The organism is Micromonospora sp. NPDC047074 (genome assembly GCF_040643815.1).
Lineage (GTDB): Bacteria > Actinomycetota > Actinomycetes > Mycobacteriales > Micromonosporaceae > Micromonospora.
Window position 1 is genome coordinate 63558 of sequence record NZ_JBEYVB010000021.1, and the last position, 22917, is coordinate 86474.

The following is a 22917-nucleotide window of genomic DNA, read 5'->3' on the forward strand; positions in this document are numbered from 1 at the left end:
CGCGGTCAGCTCACCCTGCGCTCGTGGCCCTGCCAGAACCGCTCCCGCAGCTCGCGACGCAGGATCTTCCCGCTCGGGTTACGGGGCACCCGGTCGATGAACTCGTAGTGCAGCGGCTGCTTGAAGCCCGCGAGCTGACCCCGCAGGTGCAACGCCAGGTCACGCTCGGTGAGCTGCTGGCCCTCCACCGGCACCACGAACGCGTAGACGGCCTCGCCCCAACGCTCGTCCGGCACGCCCACCACCGCCGACTCGGCGACCAGCGGGTGCCGGCCGATGACGTTCTCGACCTCCGCGGGGTAGACGTTCTCCCCCGCCACGATGATCATGTCCTTGATCCGGTCCCGGATGAACAGGTAACCGTCCTCGTCCAGCACGCCCGCGTCACCGGTGACCACCCACCCGTCGACAAGCGTCTTCGCCGTGGCCTCCGGCAGGTTCCAGTACTCCACCATCGCCGCCGGCGTACGCAGCCAGACCTCGCCGATCTCGCCGGCCGGCAACGGGTTGCCCTTGTCGTCGGCGATCTTGACCTCGAAGCCCGGGTAGGGGCGCCCGGCCGCCTGCATCTTGCCGCTGTCCGGCGTGTGGTCGGCCGGGGGCAGGCAGATGGCCGTGTTGCCGGTCTCGGTGAGGCCGTAGATCTGGGCGAACTCGCAGCCGAAGCCCTCCATGCACCGGGCGAGCAACGCCGCCGAGATGGGCGCACCGCCGTAGACCACCTTGCGCAGCGAGGTGAAGTCCTCCCTGGTGACGCCGGGCTCCACCAGCAGCAGCCGCAGCATCGCGGGCACCAGGATGGCGGTGGTGACGCGCAGCGTCCTGATCAGCTCGACCGCGCCGGCCGTGGTGAACTCGCGCATCACCACGTTGGGAACGCCCGAGACGAGGCCCTGGGTCGCCCACCACAGGCCGCCGATGTGGAACCCGGCCATGCCGACGAGGCTGACGTCGCCCGCACGCCAGTCGAGCCAGTCGAGGTTCTCCGAGGCGAGCGCGTCGCGTACCGCGAAGAAGCTGCGGTGCGCGAGGACGACGCCCTTCGGCAGCCCCGTCGTCCCGCTGGTGTACATCTGCGCCAACGGCGTGTCGGGCGTGACCCTGGTCAGCACGTTCGCGTCCGGCTGCGCCGACACCCAGGCCGCGAAGCCGGCCCGGGGCGCCCCCGGGGCGTCCATGCCGACCACCTGCTTGAGCGACGGCAACTCCGGCGCCAGCTTGTCGGCGACGGCGGCCGAGTCGGAGTCGACGAACACCAGCGCGGCGCCGGAGTCCCGCAGGATGTGCTCGACCTCGCCGGCAGCCAGCCGCCAGTTGATCGGCACCAGCACCACGCCGGCCTTCGCCGCACCGAAGAGCAGGTCGTAGAAGTGCTCGGTCTCCCTGCCCAGGTAGGCGATGCGGTCGCCGGGGCGCAGGCCCGCCGCCTGGAGGGCACGGGCGACCTGGTTGCTGACGCGGTGCAGGGTGGCGTAGTCGACGCGCCGGCCCTCGCAGATGATCGCGACGGCGTCCGGCTGCTGGGCCGCATGCCTACGCGCCACGTCGACGAGCGTGCGCAACTGGACAGTCACCGGGGTCCTCCTCAGTGGGCGTACGGGTGGGGGCGACTCAGGCGGCGTCGGCCTGGATACGCATGCCGGGCGGGTTGACCAGCGCCATCCGCACCTCGCCCTCGGCGATGCCGCCGTTGTCGTCCCAGAACCGCCAGGGCATGTCGATGATCTGGACCGGCTTGCTGCGGTTGCGCTCGCTGAACTCGGCGATCGTCACCTCGCCGTAGAACGCGGACGAGTCGATCGGCCGCCGGAACTTGCTGGAGAAGTGCGTGATCAGCATGTCCGGGAGCTGCTTGGCCCAGTAGTCGTCCATCGTCCACGCCGACAGCGCGGGCACCACCTGCTCCTGGACGCTCTTGGCGATCAGGTAGTAGTAGAGCTGGTTGAAGCAGATGTTCACCTCGACGGAGTTGAGGTGACCGGTGTCGTCGATGTAGCACGGGTAGGGGATGGCGAACTCGCCCTGGGCACTGCCCAGCCCGTTGGCCACGGTCAGCGTCGCGGACTTCAGATACTGGGTCTTCGCACGGGCGTACGGCCGCAGCACGTTGGAAAGCAGCTCCGGGTCGTTGGCAAATGTCGCCACCCCGATCGACGCGCTGTTCTTGACGGGCGATGTCGTCATCGCTATTCCTCCTTAGCGCACGAGTGCGAAATTGAAGGTAATCGGCGCTGGTCCATCACCCGGTAACAGGGGAAGAACTCGTCCGACCACCAGTACGGGCCCGGGTGACCAATCGGTCCAGCAGCATGTCGGAGGTGAGCGAAAGGTCGGCGAGCAGCGGTTCGGGCGACAGCAGGGCCAGGTGCAGCGCCTGGATCCGCTCCGAGGGCTCGATGCCGAGCTCGCCCAGCATCCGCCGCCGGAACCGCAGGTAGGCCTCCAGCGCCGCCGGCGTACGACCGGACCGGTGCAGCGCGAGCATCAGCATCGCGTGTGCCGACTCGTGCAGCGGATGTTCCACGACGAGCGACGCGAGCTCCGAGGTCGTCTCGCGGTGCCGGCCCAGGCACAGGTCGGCGTCGATCCTGGTGGTGTACGCGTAGAACCGCCGCTCCTCCAGCCGCGCGGCCTGGGCCCGCAGTTGCGGGCCCCACTGGCCCTGGTGCACGACGTCGCCGCGCCACAGCGCCAGCGCCCGGCGCAGGTGCGTGCCGGCCCGCTCGTAGTCGCCCGCGCGCATCGCCGTGGTGCCCGCCGTGACCAGGTCGTCGAACTCGACGATGTCGAGCTGTTTCGGGTCCACCCGCAGCGTGTAGCCCCCGGAGCAGGTGAGCAGCACGTCCCGCGCGACGTCCTCGACGGAGCCGCCGAGCACACCACGGAAGAGCTTGCGCACCTTGAACATGTACGTCTGCAGGGTGGCGTGGGCGGTACGCGGGGCCCCGGCGCTCCACAGCTCCCGGACCAGCACCGACGCCCCGACCGGCTGGTTCGCGTTGAACAGCAACGTGGACAGCACCAGCCGCAGCTTCGGCGCGCTCGGCGCGATGTCGACCCCGTCGTGCCGGATGACGAGCGGGCCGAGCAGCTCGAACCGCACCCCGGCGAGCGGGTTTCCGGCCGGTGGCCGGGCCGGCGGCGCGACCGGTGGTGGCTCGGGGTGGCGCCCGGCCTCCATCGCCCGGTCGCCCGCCGACTCCAACAACGCGGCGAGAAGTGTCAGTTTCTCCTCGTGCGACATCGATCCCAGTTCAGCAAACTTGGTAACCATTTCGCCGACCTCGCTATCAGTCGAGTCCACCGCACTTTCCAGCGCCGAGAGGTGGTGCCGGGCGTACTGGTTCCGTGGCGGGAGCGACGATTCTGACCAGAGGGAGTCAGGACAGGCTTCCACGCTATTCCCAGCCGGGGTCGAGCCGATAGTGACCGCGTCATGGACCGACGTGACCAAACCAGAGGGCAGCCCGTGACGGCCGCACTTGCCCGCAGCGTAGGCCACCGGGAGGCTGACTGGAGGCACGCTGGAGCGTCGCTTGCGCGGCGCTTGTCGAACAGGGGGCAGCCATGTCGGGTGGGGACGCACAGCTCCGGGTCGGGTTCAAGCGGCACCTGCGGGCCCACGTGGTGCGCGGCGACGCGGTCTATCTGCTTTCCGAACGTGGGGCCACCTCGGTCAGCGGCGCACACGTCGAGGCCCTGGCCCCGTTGCTCGACGGCAGCCGTGACCTCGCGGAACTCGTCCGGGACAGTCCGCCAGGGATGACGTCCGCCGAGATCGGCACGATCGTCACGCGGCTCGTCGACGCCGGCCTGGTGACGGTGCGGCCGGCGCAGGAGACGGGCGCCGACGAGCCCGTGCTCGCGTACTGGGAGTCGGTGGGCCTGGACGCCGCCACCGCCGTACGCGCCACCGCCACCGCCCGCGTCGACCTGATCACCGTCGGCTCCCCGGGCGCCACCTGGGCGGACGCCGCGCACGCCCTCCGCGGGGCCGGCCTGACCGTCGCCCAGGGTGCCGGGAACTTTTCGGCCGCGTCGCCCGACTTATCGATTGTGATCTGTGACGACTACCTCGACGAGGAGTTGATCGCCGTCGACGCCGCGCACCGGGCCGCCCGCCGGCCGTGGCTGCTCGCGAAGCCCGGTGGCGCACAGGTGTGGGTGGGGCCGGTGTTCGACCCGGCCGCCGGCGCGGGGTGTTGGCACTGCCTGGCGCACCGGCTGCGCGGGCACCGCCAGGCCGAGACGCGCCTGCGGGCCGTCGTCGGCCCCGACACGGCGGTCGCCGGTCCGCAGGTGTCGATACCGCCGCTCGGCGCGGCCGCCGTGCACCTGGTGGCCCTGGAGGCCGCCAAGTGGACGGCCGGGCTCCGGCACGACGGGCAGCGGGCGGTGTGGACGTTGGACAGCGTCACCCTGCGCGGCAGGCACCACGAGGTACGCGCACGACCGCAGTGCCCGGAGTGCGGCGATCCCGGCATCGAACGCGACCGGGCGTTCCGGCCCGTGCCGCTGCGCAGCCGGCCGAAGGCCTTCCGCTCCGGCGGGAGCCACCGGGCCCTGCCGCCGGAACGGGTGCTGCACGACTACGGGCACCTGGTGAGCCCGGTCAGCGGTGTGGTCAAGGAGATCACCCGCGACCACCGGGGCCCGGCCTTCCTCAACTCCTTCCGATCCGGGCCCAACCTGGCGATGACGACGCGCAGGAACGTCGAGCAGATGCGTTTCGCCCTGCGCGCCGAGAACGGCGGCAAGGGCGTTACCCCCCTGCAGGCCGAGGTGAGCGCGCTGTGCGAGGCCGTCGAGCGGCACAGCGCCTACTTCCACGGCGACGAGGCCCGCGTCACCGGCAGCTACACCGAGCTGGCCGACACCGCCGTCCATCCCGACGACTGCCTGCTGTTCGACGAGCGGCAGTACGCCGACCGGGCCCGGTGGAACGCCACCTGCTCGCCGTTCCAGTACATCTGCGCCCCCTTCGACGACTCGGCCGTGACGAGCTGGACCCCGGTGTGGTCGCTCACCGAGCGGCGGCATCGCCTGCTGCCGACCTCGATGCTCTACTTCAACGTGCCGGAGGAGCACGGTGGCATGTCGCTCTGCGCGGACTCCAACGGCAACGCCGCGGGCAGCAGCCTGGAGGACGCGCTGCTTCAGGGCCTGCTGGAGATCGTGGAACGCGACGCGGTGGCCCTGTGGTGGTACAACCGCACCCAGGCGCCCGCGGTCGACCTGGCCAGCTTCGGCGACCCCTGGATCGACGAGCTGCGGGAGGTCTACGCGGGCCTGCACCGCGAGGTCTGGGTCCTCGACGTGACCTCCGACGTCGGGATCCCCACGATGGCCGCGCTGTCCCGGCGCACCGACAAGCGGTGCGAGGACATCATGTTCGGCTTCGGCACGCACCTGGATCCCCGGGCGGCGCTGATCCGCGCGCTCACCGAGATGAACCAGTTGCTGCCGACCGTGGCGGAGGTCGCCGGCGCCGACGACGCGTACGGTTGGTCCGATCCCGACGCCGTGCGCTGGTGGCGCACCGCCACCTGGGCCGGGGACGCCTACCTGCGTCCCGACCCGACGGTGCCGGCCCGCGGGCTGGCCGACTACCGCCACACCCCGGCGGACGACCTGCTCGACGACGTCCGCTCGGTGCAGCACAGGCTGGAGGCACTGGGGCTCGACGTGCTCGTGCTCGACCAGACCCGGCCGGACGTCGGGCTTCCCGTGGTGAAGGCCATCGTGCCGGGGATGCGCGGCTTCTGGGCACGGTTCGCGCCGGGCCGGCTGTTCGACGTCCCGGTGAAGCTCGGCCGGCTCGACCGTCCCACCGCCTACGAGAACCTCAACCCGATACCACTTTTCGTGTGAAGCGGGTGCGGCGCCGCCGCCGCACCCGCCGAGGAGCCAGGTTGCCATCCGACGCCGACAAGTCCCACCCCGGACCGAGCCTGTCGCTCTGGTCCTTCCGGGACGACGTGACCATCGAGACGGCCGAGGATGGCACGCTGACCATCCTCAGCCGCTGGGGGGACGTCCCGGTGGGCCGGGCCGCGCCGGCGGTCGAGGAGGTCCTGCACCGCATGACGTACGGGCCGGTCGCGCTCGGCAACGTCGCCGGGCTGGACCAGTCCACCCTCCAGGCGGTGTTCGACCTGCTGCCCGGCCGGATCGTGCGGTCACTCGCCTCGCGGGACTCGCCGGTGCCGTTGCTGTCCGTCCAGCCGGTGTCCCCGCAGGGGGTGTTCGAGCTGCCCGAGGTGGCCGCGGACCGACCGATCAAACTGTCCCGCTTCGCGTTCGCGCACCAGCGCGACGGCGAGTTGGCGATCGAGTCCCCGCTGTCGCCGCACCGCGTGGTGCTGCACCGGCCGCAGGCGTCCCTGGTGCTCGGCGCGCTGGCCCGCGCGACCACCAGCGCCGAGGTCGGGCAACGGGTCGAGCTGCCGCTCCCGACCGTGGCCGACGTCGTCGCCCACCTGGTCGGCGCGGGCATGGTCGTCCTCGGTGAGCCCGGCACCCGGCGGTTCCACGAGGACTCCGACCCCACGCTGCTGCTGTGGTCTCCGTACGACCTGTTGTTCCACTCGCGCAGCAGGCTCGGCACGCACGACAGCCCGACCGGCGCGACGTTCCGGCACGTCGACACCGTCGCGCCGCCGGTCGCGGCAAAGCCGGCGCCCGACGGGCCACGGATCCCGATGTACCGGCCGCCCGCCCCGAGCCGGCACCGGATGACCCTCACCGAGGCCCTCGACAGCCGGCGCTGCAACCGCTCCTTCGCCGACGCGGCGCCCTCGACCCGGGATCTCGGCGAGCTGCTGTTCCACGCGGCGAGGGTCCGCCTCCAGGCACGGGCCACCGCGCCCGGCGGCGTGCGGTACACGGTGACGCGGCGGCCGTACCCCAGCGCGGGTTCGCTGTACGAACTGGAGCTGTACCTGACGGTGGACCGCTGCCCCGACCTGCGGCGCGGCATCTACCACTACAACCCGGTCGAGCACGCGCTGACGCTCGTCAACGCCACCCCGGCCGACATCGACGAGCTGCTCGACAACGCCCGGGTCTCCGTCGGCGGGCACCGGCGGCCACCCGTACTGATCACCATGACGGCGCGCGCCGAACGGCTGTCCTGGGTGTACGACAGCATCTCCCACGCCACGACCCTGAAGCACGTCGGCATGCTCCAGCAGACGCTCTACCTCGTCGCCACGATGTTGGGGCTCGCCGCGTGCGCCCTCACCATGGGCGACGCGCAGGTTTCCGCCTCGGCGTTCGGACTCGACTGGCCCGCCGAGGTCGGCGTCGGAGAATTCGTCATCGGACTACCCGAAAACGACATGGCCCGCGACGAGGAGTACCTAGGCGTACACGGAATGTGAAATCATCCGTCGGCCTGACTGTAAAGGTTTTTACACCCTTCCCACCCGGGCTCGAAAAGAGCATTCAGGATGCGTGCGGGAGCGTGGTAGAACGGGTGAATCGCGCCGGCCCGACGGGGGATGCCAAGTTGATCAAGGTGTTATTGGCCGAGGACATGCACATGGTCAGGGATGCCCTGGTCGCGTTACTCAACCTGGAGCCCGACATCGAGGTCGTCGCCGCGGTGGCTTCCGGCACCGAGATCCTCCCCGCGGCACAGCGGTTCCGCCCCGACGTCGCCGTGATCGACATCGACCTGCCGGGCAAGGACGGGCTCGCCGCCATCGGCGACATCCAGGCCCACCTGCCGGAGATCCGCACCCTGGTCCTGACCGCGCTCGGCAGGCCCGGCACCCTCCGCCGGGCGTTGTCCGCCAAGGCGACCGGCTTCCTGCTCAAGGACGCCCCGACCGAGCAACTTGTCGAGGCGATCCGCAGCGTCGCCGCCGGCCGTCGGGTTGTCGACAGTCAGCTCGCGATGTCCGCCTGGGACAGCGCCGAGTGTCCACTCACCGCACGCGAGACCGAAGTCCTCCGCCTCACCGCGGAGGGGCTCCAGGCCGTCGACATCGCGGCGCAGATGTTCCTGTCAGTCGGTACCGTCCGCAACTACCTGACCACGATCGTCAACAAGCTCTCCGCGCGCAACCGCGTCGACGCCATCCGGGTCGCCAGGGAGGCCGGCTGGCTGTGACCGGGGCACCGCGCGCTCCAGGCGCAGCGGCACCTCGGCGCGCAGCCGGAACAGCTCCGGCTGCTGCTCGACCGTCACCGCGCCACCGATCTCCCGGGCGCGGACGGACAGGTTGCGCAGCCCGTTGCGACCGCTGCTGGGCTCGTTGCGCGCCCGGACCGCCAGGTCGTCGTTCACGATCTCGATCCAGGCATGGTCCTGCGTCTGCCGGATGGTGATCTCGCAGCGCTTCGCCTTGCTGTGCCGCAGGATGTTCGTCACGCCCTCCCGCAGCACCGTCGCGAGCACCGTGCTGACCTGGACCGGCAGGTCCAGGTGGTCGCTGTCGAGCTGCACCTGGATGTCGGCGGCGGACAGCACCGACACCGCGGACCGGCACTCCTCCTCCAGCGACAACTCGCGGTAGCCGCTGGCCACCGTCCGCGCGTCGGAGAGCGCCACCCGGGATATCTCAAGGATCTCCAGCAGTTGGTCGCTCGCCTCCTGCGGCGACTTCTCCATCAGCCGGTGCACCAGCTCGATCTTGAGCGAGATCGCCGAGAGGCTGTAGCCGAGCAGGTCGTGCAGGTCGCGCGCGAACCGCAGCCGCTCCCGCAGCACGGCCATCCGCGCGATCTCCGCGCGACTCTCCTGCACCTCCACGACGAGTGCCGTGAGCCGGGACAGCCCGTACACCACCAGCCCCGTCGTGACGGTGGAGATCGAGGTGTAGAGCATGTCGACCGGCGCCTGGGTGAAGAGCCACTGGGCGACGGCCATCGACAGCACGACGAGCGAGAAGGTCACCCACGCCGCGACCGTCGGCAGCACGAGCAGCACGCTGCCGGCCAGGAAGCCGGGCATGCCGACCCAGGCCTGGCCGAAGATGAGGATCGGCAGGTAGACCAGTGCCGCCTGGATGGCGAGGACGCCGTAGCCCAGCGGCGAGCGGAGACGGCCGTTGTCCCGGCCATACCACAGCAACTGCATGGCCATGAGGACGGCGATGCAGGTGAACGACAGCGCGATGGCGACCGGCCCCACCGGCAGGAACATGACGTGGAGAAAGCCGATGAGACTGATGCTGGCAAAGACGGCGGTTACGACGCCCATCGCGAGACGCGGCGCCGGCAGTGGCGCCACCCCCTGCGATGACGAGCGCCCTGGTGTGACAGAGAAGTTCACGGCAGCAGCGCTCTTGTTCCGCTAGCGCGACCGGCGTACGTCCAACGGCTGCCCGGCCCCGCACCTGGCTCGACCGGCCCCCCGTCGGCTGCGATACCCGGCCCCCGACGCCGATCCAAAAACCACCACGCACTCTCCCCAGTGATCGACCCATGACCGGATCGGCCCTGGCGAACCCGCGTCAAGCCCGGTGCGGCGATCGACCTGGACGGCGCCGAAACCCACAGAGTTTGTTACGCGAGGTTAACGCATTCGAACCGATTTCCGACCACGAATTGCGAAGCGCCTCGACCGGCACCCTCCCCCTTGCGGTTCGACCCTTCCATATAAAAATGACGATCGTCAAGCTGTCTTCCAGACCAGGCGCAGCGCGAATGGGGTCCTAGCCGTTGGTAGGGAACATTTGGCGCCGTCGCGTCATATCCTCTAGTAGGGACATTTGGCGCCGGCCCGACGGCCACCCGAGGGAGGCCACCGGACGCCCCGCCGCCGGTCAACAGGGGAAGACTTCCAGCCCCGACACAAGGCCCGGCGCACCCCACCCGCACCCCCACCCGCACCCGCACCCGCACCCGCACCCGCACCCGCACCCGCACCCGCGATCTTGCACTTCATGCCCCCTAAATGTGCGCTTTGCTGCTGAATAGCCGGGCTCAAAGTGCAAGATCGGCGCGACATGCGTGCGGGGCGGGGGGGGGACGGGGGGGTCAGGTTGCTCTGGCCAGGGGGCGGGCCCCGTACGTGACGCGGACGACGCCGTCGTCGTGGCGCTCCGTCTCGGCCGTGACTCCGAAGACCTCGGAGAGCACCTGGGGCGTGAGTGCCTCCAGCACCGGCCCCGAGGCGACCACCTGCCCGCGGTCCAGCACGAACAGCCGGTCGCAGCTGCGCACCGCGAGGTCCAGGTCGTGCAGCACCGCCAGGGTGGTGACGGCCAGCGTGTGGACCAGCTCCAGCAGCTCGAAGCGGGCCCGGATGTCCAGGTGGTTGGTGGGCTCGTCGAGCACCAGGAGCTGCGGCTGCTGGGCGAGCGCCCGGGCCAGCAGCACCCGCTGCTTCTCCCCGCCGGAGAGCGACCCGTAGATCCGGTCCGCGTGCCCCAGCATCGCGGTGCGCTCCAGCGCGTCGTCGACGATCTCGTGGTCCGTGGCGCTCTCGCGGGCGAACACTCCCTTGTGCGGCGTCCTGCCCAGCGCGGCGACCTCCCGCACGGTCAGCCCCGGCGGCGTGGGGCTGTTCTGCAACACGGCGGCGGTCCGCCGCGCGGCCGCCCGTGCCGACAGTGCCCAGACGTCCTCGTCGCCGAGCAGCACCTGACCGCCGGAGGGTCGCACCGAGCGGTAGATGGTCCGCAGGAGCGTGGACTTGCCGCTGCCGTTGGGGCCGATCAGTCCGACGACCTCGCCGGGCGCCACGTCCATGCTGACGTCCCGGAGGATCGGCGTGCTGCCGATGGAGACGCACACCTGCTGCACCTGAAGCTTCATGAGTGGGACAGGCTCCTATCCCGGCGCATCAGCCAGATGAAGAACGGTGCGCCGAAGAGTGCGGTCAGGATGTTGAGGGGCAGCTCGTTCGGCGGGTCGACCGTCCGGCACAAAAGGTCGACGATCACGAGGTAGACCGCCCCGACGAGGGCCGCGAGAGGCAGCACCCGGCGGTGGTCCACGCCGAACGCGAGCCGCACCAGGTGGGGCACCATGAGCCCGACGAAGCCGATGCCGCCGGCCACCGCGATGAGCACACCCGCGAGCAACGACGTCAGGACGATCGCCACGATCCGCAGTCGCTTGACGTCGATCCCGAGGGCGGTCGCCGACTCGTCGCCCGTGACGAGCGCGTTGAACTGCCGGGCGTACAGGGTCAGCAGCACGGTCACCGCGAGCACGACCACACCCGCGACCTGGAGTTGTTCCCAGCGGGCGCCCGCGACGCTGCCGAGCAGCCAGAACATGATCTGGCGCATGTTGTTCGGCGTCGTCTGCAACTGGAGCAGGCTCGTGATGGAGGTGAACACGTAGCTGATCGCGACCCCCGCGAGCACGAGCCGGACCGGATTGAGCCGGCCGTGTTGCTGCCCGAGGGTGAACACCAGCGCCACCGCGAGCATCGCGCCGACGAACGCGGCACCCGACACGCCGAGGCCGCCGAGGGTGCCCGCGCCCAGCGCCATCACGGCGACGGCACCGACCGAGCCGCCCGCCGACACCCCGAGGATGAAGGGGTCGGCGAGCGGGTTGGCCACGAGGGCCTGCAACACGACGCCTGCCACCGCGAGCCCGGCGCCGCACAGCGCGGCCAGCAGCACCCGGGGGATCCGGAAGGTCCAGACGATCTGGTCGTGGGCCGGGTCCACGGCGGGGGTCGCACCGGTCAGGTGCGCCCAGACGATCCGGCCGGTGTCCTCGACGGAGACCGCCACCGACCCGACGGCCGCCGCGACGAGGATCATGACGACAAGGAGCACGCTGAGCACGAGCAGGCACAGCGGGAGGGGCGCGCCGTGCAGTGGGGCCGGGCGGGCGCCGGCGCTTTTCGGCGCGGCGGCCACCCGGCCGTTCACAGTACGTGACATCGCGGTCATGGCGGTCAGAACGCCCCGGGGTGCGCGACCTGCGCGATCTTCTCGACCGCCAGGTGGTTGCTGGGGCCGAGGTAGATCGAGTCGGACAGCACGACGTAGCGGTTGTTCTTCGCCGCGTCCCACTGCGGGAACTGGGCGAGCAGCTTGCGCGCGTCGGAGTCCGGGTCCTTGGACATGTAGTTCACCACGAGCAGGACGTCCACGTCGGCCTTGGCGACCTGCTCCCGGGAGAGGTTGGCGAACATCTGGTCCGTGGCGCCCTCGAAGGCGTTCGCCGCGCCCGCCTTGGCCATGACGTCGTTCCAGATCCCGTTGCCGCCGACCGAGCTGAACTCGCCGCCCATCGCCATCCCGGGGATGATCAGCATCACCTTCTGCTTCGGCAGGCTGGCGGTCTTCGTGCCGACGGCGGCGATGCGCGCCTGCGAGTCCGCGATGATCTTCTCGGCGCGCTCCGGCACGCCGAAGATCTTCCCCAGGTCGCGCAGCAGCGCGTAGCTGTCCTCGATGGTCGGCGTGCCGGTGACCTTGCCGACCTCGCCGCACGAGCTCTTCGGGGCGTAGGTGTTGGCCCCGACCGCCGCCAGGTCGTCGCGGGTGGCGAAGCCCGCCTCGGCGCGGAAGCCCCCGTCGTAGGTGGAGATCACGAAGTCGGGCGTCAGCCCGATCATGGCCTCGCGCGGGATGTCCATCATGTCGTTGAGCTTGATGTTGCCCGTCGGCAGCTTCTTGATCGCGTCGACCCGGCCGTCGACCTCCGAGGCGCCGTAGGACTGCGCGTTGGCGACGACGCGGTCGGCGAGGCCGAGCTCCAGCAGCGCGGAGACCTCCGCCACCGAGCCGCCGTTCATCACGACCACCCGGCTCGGTGCCTGCTTGTAGGTGTACTCCTTGCCGCAGTTGGTGATCGTCACCGGGTAGCCCGCCTTGAGCGGCTCGTTCGACAGCTCGGCCTCGCTTGTGGCCGCCGAGCAGGCCGTCGAGAGAAGCAACGCGGCGACGGCAGCCGCGAGGGGCAAACGCTTGCGATTCATCCGGTCCTCCGAACGGTTGACGTGGCGACGGGCGTGGGCGCCGCCGCCCCTTCCGGTTCCGCTGCCGCGGGCACGGGCGCGGGCGCTGCCGCGGGCAGGTGGTGCAGACGGACACTGACCAGGCCGGCGCACGTCGCGGAGACCGCGAGCAGGAGCGCCGTGGCCGCGAAGGCCGTCGCGTGGTCGGCGAAGGGCACGCCGGGGTCTCCCGGGGTCGCGCCGAGCACGGTGCGGTAGCAGACCCCAGCGACCGCGACGCCGAGGGCGAGGCCGAACTGCGTGACCGTGGTCGCCATGCCGGACGCCGCGCCCGCGTCGGCGGGTACGACCCGGCCGAGGATCCCGGCCACCAGGGGCGAGACGACCAGGCCCTGCCCGAAGCCGGCCAGCGTGACCACCGCGACGAGCATGGGTGCCTGCGCGGACTCCGGTGCCTGCACGACCGCCGCACCCGTCAGCAGCACCGCGGCGAGCAGGCCGCAGCCCACGGCCGGCGTCGGCACCGGGACCAGGCGGCCCACCCGCCGGCTCGCCGCGGAGCCCAGCGAGAAGCCGATCCCGAGCGGCACGAACATCAGCGCCGCGGTGAGCGGCGTGAACCGCAACCCGGTCTGCAGGTAGTAGGTGAACACGAGGAAGAGCCCCGAGTTCGTGGCGAACAGGGCCAGCACCGTGAGCAGGGAAAGCCGCATGCCGGGGGCGGTGACCACCCGCGGTGGGAACAGCGGGTCGCCCCCGGCGCGGTGCAGGCGGCGCTGCTGGCGCACCAGCACGACGGACAGGACGAGGGCGAGCGGCACGCCGAGCCACAGCCACGCCGAGCCTTCCGGCCCGAAGACCAGGGGCACGAGCAGGGCCGGCGCCGCCACGATGGTGAGCGCCGCGCCCGCGAGGTCCAGCCGGTGTGGCGCCTTCGGCACGGTACGCGGCAGGATCCCGCCCAACGCCAGGATCGCGATCCCGACGGGCACGTTGACGAGCAGCGCCGGCCGCCAGCCGAGGCCGAAGATGTCGGCCTCGACGATGAGACCGCCGCCGGCGATGCCGCTGATCACGCCGAGGCCGATCACGACGCCGTAGACGCTGATGGCTCTCGCCAGCCGGTCCGGGTCCTGCATCGTGGCCCGGATGATCGCGAGCACCTGGGGGGCCATGAACGCCGCCGTGGCGCCCTGGAGGAACCGGGCCACGATGAGCAGGTCGGCGTCCGACGCGATGCCGCACAGCAGCGACGTGACCGTGAAGCCGGCGACGCCCCAGAGGAACACGGTGCGGTGCCCGACGCGGTCGCCGAGCCGCGCACCCGTGACCATCAGCGCCCCGAACGCGATCACGTACGCCGCGCCGACGAACTGGATCTGGTCGAAGCCCGCGCCGAGGTCGTGCTGGATGGAGGGGCTGGCGACGTTGACGACGAACCCGTCGACCTGGGTCATGAACGTCGCGGCGAGGACCGCGCCCAGTCCGAGCCACTCACGCCGTTCGCTCATGCCGCCCTCCGAAGGTCGTCGACAGGAATCAGGGCGCCGACCCGCGCCAGGGGACCGGCGGCGAGCATGCCGTCGTGGGTGCAGTCCAGCCGGTGCACGTCGATCCGGCCGTCGACGTGGGGCGCCCAGCTCTCCGGCCCGGGCCAGTCGGGCGTCTTGCCGTCGGTCGCCTCGAACACCAGCACGTCGCCGGTGAGGCGCCGGGGCGTCCAGCCGGCGATGAGCCGCGAGTTGCGCACGAAGGCGTCGTACGCGAGGCGACGTTGCGCCTCGTCGAGGCCGCCGAGCGCGGCCTGGCCGAGCACCGCGGCGGCGGCGTCGTGCTCACCGGGCGGCGGCAGGTCCCGCCAGGCGGCCGGGACGGGGAACGAGTCGAGCAGCGTGACCGGCGCGACCGGCTGGCCGGCCGCCACGAACTGAGTGGCCATCTCGTGGGCCACCAGGCCACCGAACGAGGCGCCGAGCAGGTGGTAGGGCCCGACGGGCTGGATCTCGCGGATGCGCCGCACGTGGTCGGCGGCCAACTCGGCGACGCTCGCGCACTCCCCGGCGGCGACCGACTGGAGCCCGTACACCGGGCGGTCGGGGACGGCCGCCAGCAGCGCGGCGTACGACCAGGCCAGCCCGGTGGCCGGCGCGACGCAGAACAGCGGCGGGCCGCTGCCCCACGTGCGCAACGGGAGCAGCACCTCCGTCGAGCCACCGCCGGTGGCCGTGCTGAGCGCCGGCGCGAGCCGGGCGACGGTCGGCGCCTCGAACACCGTCCGGATGCCGATCTCCACGCCGAACTCCGCGCGGACCCGCCCGATGAGCCGGGCCACCAGCAGGGAGTGGCCGCCGAGCGAGAAGAAGTCGTCGTCGATGCCGACCCCGGGCAGACCGAGCAGGTCGGCGAAGAACCCGCACAGCACCGTCTCGCGGTGGTCGCGGGGGGCGCGGCCACCGGTCGTCGCGGCCAGGTCCGGCGCGGGCAGCGCGGCGCGGTCGAGCTTGCCGTTCGTGGTCCGGGGGATCGCCCCCAGCATGACGAACGCGGGCGGCACCATGTAGTCGGGCAGCCGCTGCGCCACGAACTGCCGCAGCTCGGCGGGCTCCGGCGCGGCGTCGCCGGCCGGTACGACGTAGCCGACGAGCCGGAGCTGGCCGGGGGTGTCCTCGCGGGGCACCACCGCGGCCTGGGCGACCGCGGGATGCCCGAGCAGGACCGCCTCGATCTCTCCCGGCTCGATACGGAAGCCACGGATCTTGACCTGGTCGTCCGCGCGGCCGAGGAATTCCAGCGTGCCGTCGGGTCGCCAGCGGGCGAGGTCGCCGGTGCGGTACATCCGCTCGCCCGGCGGGCCGAACGGATCGTCGACGAACCGCTCGGCGGTCTGCTCCGGCCGGTCGTGGTAGCCGCGGGTGACCGGTGCGCCGGCGAAGTACAACTCCCCCACCGTGCCGGGCGGCACGAGCCGGCGCGCCGGGTCCAGCACGTACGCCCTGGTGTTGGTGAGCGGCCGGCCCACGATCGGGTCGGTGCTCTCCGCGAGCCGGCACCAGAGGGTGTCGACCGTGCACTCGGTCGGGCCGTACAGGTTGTAGACGGTCATCCCGGCGTCGCGCAGCGCCGTCCAGAGCGCGGGCCCGGTGGCCTCGCCGCCGAGCGCGAGCACGGCGGGCCGGTGCCGGCCGGCGTCCAGGAACCCGGTCGCGACCAGTTCCTCGGCGTACGTGGGCGTGATGTCCATGAAGTCGATCTCGTGCCGCGCGACGTAGTCGAGCATCGCGGCCGGGTCACGCCGCCGGTCGTCGTCGACGAAGTGCAGCTCGTGGCCGTCGAGCAGCCACAGCAGGCCCTCCCACGACGTGTCGAACGACAGCGACGCGGTCAGCGCGGCCCGGCGGGTCCTGCCGCCGGCCGCCGGCCGGATCATCGTGTCGCGGTGGTGCTGGAAGAGGTTGACCAGGCCGCGGTGCTCCACCACGACGCCCTTGGGCACGCCCGTGGAGCCGGAGGTGTAGATGAGGCAGGCCGCGTGCTCCGGCGCGAGACCGGTCTCCGGTACGGGGACGGTCGCCCCGGCCAGTTCGGCGGCGGTCCCGGGGGCGTCCACCAGCAGGGCGGGGATCTCGACCGAGCGGTGGTCGGCCCACAACGCCGCCGTGCTGACCAGCACGACGGGTGCGCTGTCGGCGAGCATCGCCGCGACCCGTCGGGCCGGCAGGTCCGGGTCGACCGGCACGTACGCGGCGCCGGCCTTGAGCACGGCGAGCAGCGCCACGATCGCCTCGGAGGTGCGCGGTAACAGCAGCCCGACGTAGCGGTCGGGGCCCGCTCCCCGGGCGACGAGCAGGCTGGCCAGCCGGTCGGCGCGGCGGTCGAGTTCGGCGAAGGTCAGCGTGGCGTCGCCGGCCACCAGCGCCGTACGCTCCGGCGTCGCGGCGGCCTGCGCGGCGAACAGCGCGGGTACGGTAACCGCCGGCAGGGGCTTCGTCGTGTCGTTCCACTCCTGGAGCAGCAGTCGGCGCTCGCCGTCCAGGAGCAGGTCGACCTCCCCGACGGGCAGGTCGGGGGCGTCGGTGGCCCGGCGCAGGAAGGCCAGGAACCGGTCCAGGTGGCCGGCCAGCTCGTCGGCGTCGTAGCAGTTGGGGTTGGCGTCGAGCACGACCCGCAGGCCGCTGCCGTCCGCGTGGTCGTACACATGGACGACGAGGTCCTCGACGAGGCCGGCGCCGACGTTGTGCGCCAGGCCCCGGTGCCCGGCGAAGCGCAGCCCGTAGTCGAACGGCATGATGTTGACCGACGGCCCGAACAGCTTGCGTTCGCTGGCGACCAGCCGGAGGTCGCGGCGCAGCTGCTCGTAGCGGTAGCGCAGGTGCGGGCGCGCGGAACGCACCTCGGCGGCGACCTGCGCGGCGAGGCCCGCCAGCGTGTCGGCGGGCTCGGCGCGCACCCACAGCGGCACGACGTTCGTCACCATGCACGGCACCCGCAGCGACACCGAGCCGATCCGGGACATGACGGGCAGCGCGAGGGTGATCTCGTCCGCGCCGGTCATCCGGTGCAGGTAGGCCGCGAAGCCCGCGATGACCGCCTCGGTCCAGGTGGTCCCGGTGGCCTTCGCGACCGCCTTCAACGCGGCGACGGCGGCGGCGTCGAGGTCCTCGCCGACCCGGTGCACCGTCCGGGCCAGCTTGCCCGAGCGGCGGGCGAGCACGACCGGCGCCGGCCTGCCCTCCGCCCGCGACGTCCAGTGCGCGCGCGCCGCGGCGTACGCGTCCGACTCCGCGTAGGCCCGGTCCTCGTCGACGACGGCGGACAGGGATCCGAACGCGCGGGGCGGCGGTTCCCGCCCCTCGGCGAGCGCCGTGTAGAGGTCGGCCACCCGGCGGGCGACGAGGGCCAGCCCGTACCCGTCCAGCGCGATGTGGTGGACGCGCTGGTACCAGAGGACGTGCTCGGGGCCGAGCCGGAAGATCGCCTGGCAGAACGGCAGTTCCTTGCGCAGGTCGACGGAGACCGCGAGATCCGCGCGCATCCAGGCCAGCGCGGCGGCGAGCGGATCCGCCTCCGCGCTGGTGTCGACCCGGTGCACCGACCACGACCCGTCGGCGCGGGGGCGTTGCCACGGGCGCCCGTCGGCGTCCTCCTCGAACACCATGTTCAGCGCCTCGGCCTCGCCGACCGCCCGGCGCACCGCCGCCTCCAGCAACCGCAGGTCGACCGGGCCGTGGATCTCCACGTACTCGGCCGTGTTGTAGGCGGAGCTGTCCAGGTCGAACTGCTGACCGGTCCAGATCCCCTCCTGCGCGGCGCCCAACCGCAGCGCCCCATCACCCATCGCGGCCCGCCAGCAGCTTCATCCAGTGGCCCAACGTCGGCCGCTCGGCCAGCTCGACGAAGCTGACCTCGACGCCGGCCTCGCGCCACCGCTCGATGAGCATCATCAGCCGCATGGAGTCCAGGCCGCTGTCGAACAGGTTCTCGTCGTCGGACGTCTCGTCCGGGTGGCGGTAGAGCAACTCCGCGACGTCCGTTCTGATCGTCGTCGCCGTCAACTGATCTGCCACGTCCTGCCTTCCCACCTCGTTGCTGTGGACATCGGTGGGATCCGGCGACCGACGCCGCCGGATCCCACCTCGGAACGCACGTCCATCAAGGACTAGGCCGCCGGCTCGACGTCGTCGTAGACGGTGACCCGGTACGACACCGCGGGCTCGGGCGTCGTGGTGTGCAGCGCACGGTGGACCAGGGTGCGGTTGTCCCAGAGGAGCATGTCGCCCTTCTCGAACGTCTGGAGGTGGATGTTCTCGTGCTGGTGGGTCTGGTCGAGCTGACCCGTGGCCGCCAGCAGCTCCCTCAGCAGCTCCGGCTGCTCGTTGCCCTCGGCGTCCTGCACCGACGAGGTGAAGCCCTCGCTGATGTAGAGCACGGTCTCGCCGGTGTGCGGGTGGGTGAACGTGGTCGAGCTGGTCACCGGCGGGGTCTTCCCGTTGACCTCCTCGATCAGCTCCGAGATCGGCCGGTAGACGTCGCTGGGCCGGATCTTGAAGTACCGCAGCACGGTGTGCGTCGCCGTGGTGCCCTTGACGGCCAGCTTCAGCTCCTCGGAGAGCCCCTCGTACGCCGTCGCCAGGTTGATGAAGTACGTGCCGCGGTTCTTCGACGGCACGACCTGCGGGTAGATCAGGGTGATGTCGAAGGGGCGCGGCATGAACTGGTAGTCCGAGTGCCAGAACTTGCCGGTCTTCGGCACCCCGACCTGGCGCCCGTCCTCCTCCTTCACGTTGGAGGAGACGAACACCTCCTTGACCTCGGGGTGGTGGTAGACCGGCTCGTAGTACTCCGCGACCCGGCCCAGCCGCTCGCCGAGGGCCAGGAACTCCTGTGGCGACAGGTCCTGGTTCTTCAGCACGGCGATCTTGTTCGTGTAGATGGCCTTCTTGAGTTCGACGATGTCCTCTGCCGAGGCGGTTTCCGCGTCGAAACCCTCCACGATGACGCCGAACTTCTTTCCAGCCTGCGGGGTGATTTTCATTCGCACTCCTCTGAGCGGTGGCGCCGGAAGCCCAGCACCTTGGTAGTCGCGTCCGGTCGGACAAGAGTTCCCGCCCCGACAGCTACACGGGGCCGAATTGCCAGCTCAATTACCACGCCGTGGATTCACATTTCCGCGGGCTCCTCTGCGACGGTCGGCCTGCCGTTGCCACAGCAGTTGGGCGTGGCAGGCGTGGATTACGGCCGCGGCGCCCTCCGGGTCGTCGCGGACGACGAAGTGGCCGCTACCGGGAATCACGAAGTGCTGCGCCCTCGGCAGCACCTGCCGGGCCCGGACCGCGTCGCGCAGTGGCACGACGCGGTCCTGGTCGGCCCAGACGAGGTTCACCGGCGTCGTGTCGTCGGCCTCGACGGCCCGGACCGAGTAACGGCGCGCGTACCGGCACAGGGTGGGCAGGTCGCTGGAGATCATCGACGTCATGTCGGCGGCGACCACCTCCGCCTGGAGGGCGGCGGGCCGCGCCGACACGCTGCCCATGACGAGCCTGCGGACGAGCCCCCGGGCGAGCAGCCGCCCGCGCGCCCGGGGCCCCATCGTGGCGGTGACCCGGACGACCGCGTGGGTCCGCACCACGCACATCGAGGCCTGGCAGGCCGCCCGGAACCCGATGGCGCACAGGGCGGTCACCGCCGAGACGGGCACGCGACGCGCCAGTTCCAGCGCGATCACGCCGCCGAGCGAGTGCCCGACCACGTGCGGCCGGCGCAGTCCCAGCACCGCGATCCGCTCCGCGACGTACTCGGCGAGCCGGGGCACGACGTCACGGTCGTACGCGAGCCCCGGCACGCCGCCGTGGCCGGGCAGGTCGATCGCGACGGTCCGGGCGAACCCGGGGATGCGTTCGACGACGGCGTCCCAGCTCGCCCGGCCGAGACCTGCCGCGTGCAGCAGGAGGAGCTGGGGGTCCTCCGCGAGTCGGCTCGCCTCGGCCATGGTGCGGCTCCGTTTCTTTCCGTGCGGACGTGGCCGCCCCGGCACGTGGACGCGTCAGGAAGCGGTGACCATCGGCGTGCGGGACGCCCCGGTCGTGTCCACCCGGTCCGGCAGCTCGTTGCCCGCGAGCGCCTTGAACCGCCGCAGGCGCAGGCTGTTCGACACCACGAACACCGAGCTGCCGGCCATGATCAGGCCCGCCAGCATCGGGTTGAGCAGGCCGCTGGCCGCGAGCGGGATGGCCGCGACGTTGTACGCGAAGGCCCAGAACAGGTTGCCCTTGATCGTGCCGAGGGTGCGGCGGGACAGTCGGATCGCGTCCGCGACCACCCGCAGGTCGCCGCGTACCACGGTCAGGTCGCCCGACTCGATCGCCACGTCGCTGCCGGTGCCCATCGCGATGCCCAGGTCGGCCTGGGCGAGCGCGGCGGCGTCGTTGACGCCGTCGCCGACCATCGCGACGACCTTGCCGTCGGCCTGGAGCCGCTTGACGAGGTCGACCTTTCCGGCGGGGAGCACGTCGGCGACCACGTCGTCGATGCCCACCTCCGCCGCGATGGTCCGCGCGACCGCCGGGTTGTCACCGGTCAGCAGGATCGGGTGCAGGCCCAGTCGCCGGAACTGCGCGACCGCCGCGGCGCTGGTGGGCTTCACCCGGTCGGACACGACGAGCATGCCCCGTACGGCACCGTCCCACCCGACCATGACCGAGGTGCGGCCGGCCTCGTCGGCCGCCGCCCTGGCCGCGGTGAGCGCCGGGGGCAGGTCGGCCGCCCACGAGCCGAGCAGCGACGCCCGGCCGACGATGACCTCGTGCCCGTCCACGGTGCCGCGTACGCCGACACCGGCCTCGCTGGCGAAGTCCGCGACCGCGGGCAGGTCGCCGCACCGTTCCCTCGCCCCCGCCACGACGGCCCGGGCGATGGGGTGCTCCGACGCGGTCTCCAGCGCGCCCGCGAGCCGCAGGAGCTGGGTGTCGGTCACCCCGTCGGCGGGCACGACCTCCACGACGGACATCTCGCCCGTGGTGACCGTGCCGGTCTTGTCGAGCACGACGGTGTCGACGGTCCTCGTGGACTCCAGCACCTGCGGGCCCTTGATGAGGATGCCGAGCTGCGCGCCCCGGCCGGTGCCGACGAGCAGCGCGGTCGGCGTCGCCAGTCCCAGCGCACACGGGCAGGCGATGATGAGGACGGCGACCGCCGCGGTGAACGCCGCCGCCGCCGGCTGGTCGGAGCCGAGCCAGTAGCCCAGCGTGGCGAGCGACAGCGCGATCACACCGGGCACGAACACCGCCGACACCTGGTCGGCGAGCCGCTGGACGGCGGCCTTGCCGGTCTGCGCGTCCTCGACGAGCCTGGCCATCTGCGCGAGCTGCGTCTCGCCGCCCACCTTCGTGGCGCGGACGACGAGCCGCCCGCCGGCGTTCACCGTCGCGCCGACGACCTCGTCACCCGGCCCCACCTCGACGGGCACGGACTCGCCGGTCAGCATGCTCGCGTCGACCGCGGAGGAGCCCTCCTCCACGACGCCGTCGGTCGCCACCTTCTCCCCCGGTCGCACGAGGAACCGGTCGCCGACCGCGAGCGCCGTGATCGGCACCAGCGTCTCGGCGCCGTCGCGGAGCACGGTCACGTCCTTGGCGCCCAGCGACAGCAGCGCCCGCAGCGCGGCGCCGGAGCGGCGCTTGGCGCGGGCCTCGAAGTACCGGCCGCAGAGGATGAACAGCGTGACGCCCGCGGCTACCTCCAGGTACATGTTGCCCTCGCCGGGCGTCCGCTCCAGGGTGATCCGGAACGGGTGCCGCATGCCGGGGATGCCTGCGGTGCCGAGGAACAGCGTGTACAGCGACCACGCGAACGCGGCGAGCGTGCCCACCGAGACCAGCGTGTCCATCGAGGCGGCGGCGTGCCGGAGGTTGGCGAAGGCAGCGCGGTGGAACGGCCACGCCCCCCACACCACGACCGGCGCGGTCAGCGTCAGGCAGGCCCACTGCCAGTACTCGAACTGGAGCTGGGAGAACATCGACATCGCGATGACGGGGATGGCCAGCACGGCGACGACCCAGAGCCGGTGCCGGGCCGCCCGCAGCTCACGGTCGTGCTCGGCCTCCTCCGTGTCCGCCGGGTCGACCGCGTCTGCCGCCGGTGCCGCGGGCGGCTGCACCGGCCGGGCCGTGAAGCCGATCTCCTCGACGGCGGCGATCACCGTCGCCTGCGAGACCTGCGGCGGGACCAGTACCTTCGCCTTCTCCGTGGCGTAGTTGACTGTCGCTTCCACCCCGTCGATGTCGTTGAGGCGCTTCTCGATGCGCGCGGCACACGCCGCGCACGTCATGCCGCCGATCAACAACTCCAGATGGCCCTCAGCCCGGACCGTACGCGGCTGCACCGGGCGGGCCGTGAAGCCGATCTCCTCGACGGCGGCGATCACCGTCGCCTCCGAGACCTCCGGCGCGGCCAGTACCTTCGCCTTCTCCGTGGCGTAGTTGACTGTCGCTTCCACCCCGTCGATGTCGTTGAGGCGCTTCTCGATGCGCGCGGCACACGCCGCG

Annotated in this window: 16 protein-coding genes; 3 read left to right on the top strand and 13 right to left on the bottom strand. The window is 71.8% G+C overall.

All coding sequences use genetic code 11. From position 1 onward, the window contains the following. Window positions 1-5: 5 nt before the first annotated feature. From ABZ809_RS22795 to ABZ809_RS22805, 3 genes are read right to left on the bottom strand one after another with little or no spacing between them, the layout of a single operon-like run. On the bottom strand, window positions 6-1574 hold the full coding sequence (locus ABZ809_RS22795) for a fatty acid--CoA ligase (protein WP_357564595.1): 1569 nt from the start codon (window positions 1572-1574) through the stop codon (window positions 6-8). A 37-nt stretch (window positions 1575-1611) separates the two neighbouring features. Beyond that, window positions 1612-2184, bottom strand: coding sequence for an FcoT family thioesterase (locus ABZ809_RS22800; protein ID WP_357564596.1), 573 nt, complete (start codon window positions 2182-2184; stop codon window positions 1612-1614). Between the two features lie 55 nt (window positions 2185-2239). Further along, window positions 2240-3244, bottom strand: coding sequence for an AfsR/SARP family transcriptional regulator (locus ABZ809_RS22805; RefSeq protein WP_357564597.1), 1005 nt, complete (start codon window positions 3242-3244; stop codon window positions 2240-2242). Between the two features lie 323 nt (window positions 3245-3567). On the opposite strand from ABZ809_RS22805, the gene ABZ809_RS22810 reads away from it, so the two are divergent. The 3 genes from ABZ809_RS22810 (at window position 3568) to ABZ809_RS22820 (ending at window position 8116) form a co-directional block, all read left to right on the top strand. Further along, a complete protein-coding gene (locus ABZ809_RS22810; RefSeq protein ID WP_357564598.1) occupies window positions 3568-5871 on the top strand; it encodes a TOMM precursor leader peptide-binding protein in 2304 nt (767 codons plus the stop codon). Window positions 5872-5912: 41 nt separating this feature from the next. Beyond that, window positions 5913-7382 (top strand): SagB family peptide dehydrogenase, encoded by a 1470-nt coding sequence (locus tag ABZ809_RS22815; protein ID WP_357564599.1) that lies wholly within the window; start codon window positions 5913-5915, stop codon window positions 7380-7382. A gap of 128 nt (window positions 7383-7510) precedes the next feature. Beyond that, on the top strand, window positions 7511-8116 hold the full coding sequence (locus tag ABZ809_RS22820; protein ID WP_357564618.1) for a response regulator transcription factor: 606 nt from the start codon (window positions 7511-7513) through the stop codon (window positions 8114-8116). Here ABZ809_RS22820 and ABZ809_RS22825 read toward each other — a convergent pair. The 10 genes from ABZ809_RS22825 to ABZ809_RS22870 form a co-directional block, all read right to left on the bottom strand. Further along, window positions 8012-9208, bottom strand: a complete 1197-nt coding sequence (locus ABZ809_RS22825) for a histidine kinase (RefSeq protein ID WP_357564600.1) — start codon at window positions 9206-9208, stop codon at window positions 8012-8014. The two genes, ABZ809_RS22820 and ABZ809_RS22825, sit on opposite strands and share 105 nt — an antisense overlap. Before the next feature lie 779 nt (window positions 9209-9987). Further along, window positions 9988-10767, bottom strand: a complete 780-nt coding sequence (locus tag ABZ809_RS22830) for an ABC transporter ATP-binding protein (RefSeq protein WP_357564601.1) — start codon at window positions 10765-10767, stop codon at window positions 9988-9990. Further along, complete coding sequence (locus ABZ809_RS22835) at window positions 10764-11855, bottom strand: iron ABC transporter permease (protein WP_357564602.1); 1092 nt, start codon at window positions 11853-11855, stop codon at window positions 10764-10766. Before ABZ809_RS22835 ends, ABZ809_RS22830 begins: the two co-directional genes overlap by 4 nt. Window positions 11856-11869: 14 nt before the next feature. Continuing rightward, window positions 11870-12898 (bottom strand): ABC transporter substrate-binding protein, encoded by a 1029-nt coding sequence (locus ABZ809_RS22840; RefSeq protein ID WP_357564603.1) that lies wholly within the window; start codon window positions 12896-12898, stop codon window positions 11870-11872. Continuing rightward, the gene (locus tag ABZ809_RS22845) at window positions 12895-14388 is read right to left on the bottom strand and encodes an MFS transporter (RefSeq protein WP_357564604.1); all 1494 of its coding nucleotides are present in this window, start codon (window positions 14386-14388) and stop codon (window positions 12895-12897) included. The genes ABZ809_RS22840 and ABZ809_RS22845 overlap by 4 nt, the downstream gene beginning before the upstream one ends. Beyond that, window positions 14385-18212 carry an amino acid adenylation domain-containing protein gene (locus tag ABZ809_RS22850; RefSeq protein WP_357564605.1) on the bottom strand — a complete coding sequence of 1276 codons (3828 nt, stop codon included), beginning with the start codon at window positions 18210-18212 and terminating at the stop codon, window positions 14385-14387. The genes ABZ809_RS22845 and ABZ809_RS22850 overlap by 4 nt, the downstream gene beginning before the upstream one ends. Next, a complete protein-coding gene (locus ABZ809_RS22855; protein ID WP_357564606.1) occupies window positions 18205-18441 on the bottom strand; it encodes a phosphopantetheine-binding protein in 237 nt (78 codons plus the stop codon). Before ABZ809_RS22855 ends, ABZ809_RS22850 begins: the two co-directional genes overlap by 8 nt. Before the next feature lie 92 nt (window positions 18442-18533). After that, on the bottom strand, window positions 18534-19409 hold the full coding sequence (locus ABZ809_RS22860) for a TauD/TfdA family dioxygenase (protein ID WP_357564607.1): 876 nt from the start codon (window positions 19407-19409) through the stop codon (window positions 18534-18536). A 105-nt stretch (window positions 19410-19514) separates the two neighbouring features. After that, a complete protein-coding gene (locus tag ABZ809_RS22865) occupies window positions 19515-20363 on the bottom strand; it encodes an alpha/beta hydrolase (protein WP_357564608.1) in 849 nt (282 codons plus the stop codon). Between the two features lie 54 nt (window positions 20364-20417). Further along, a partial coding sequence (locus ABZ809_RS22870; protein WP_357564609.1) for a heavy metal translocating P-type ATPase occupies window positions 20418-22917 on the bottom strand: 2500 nt, incomplete at its 5' end.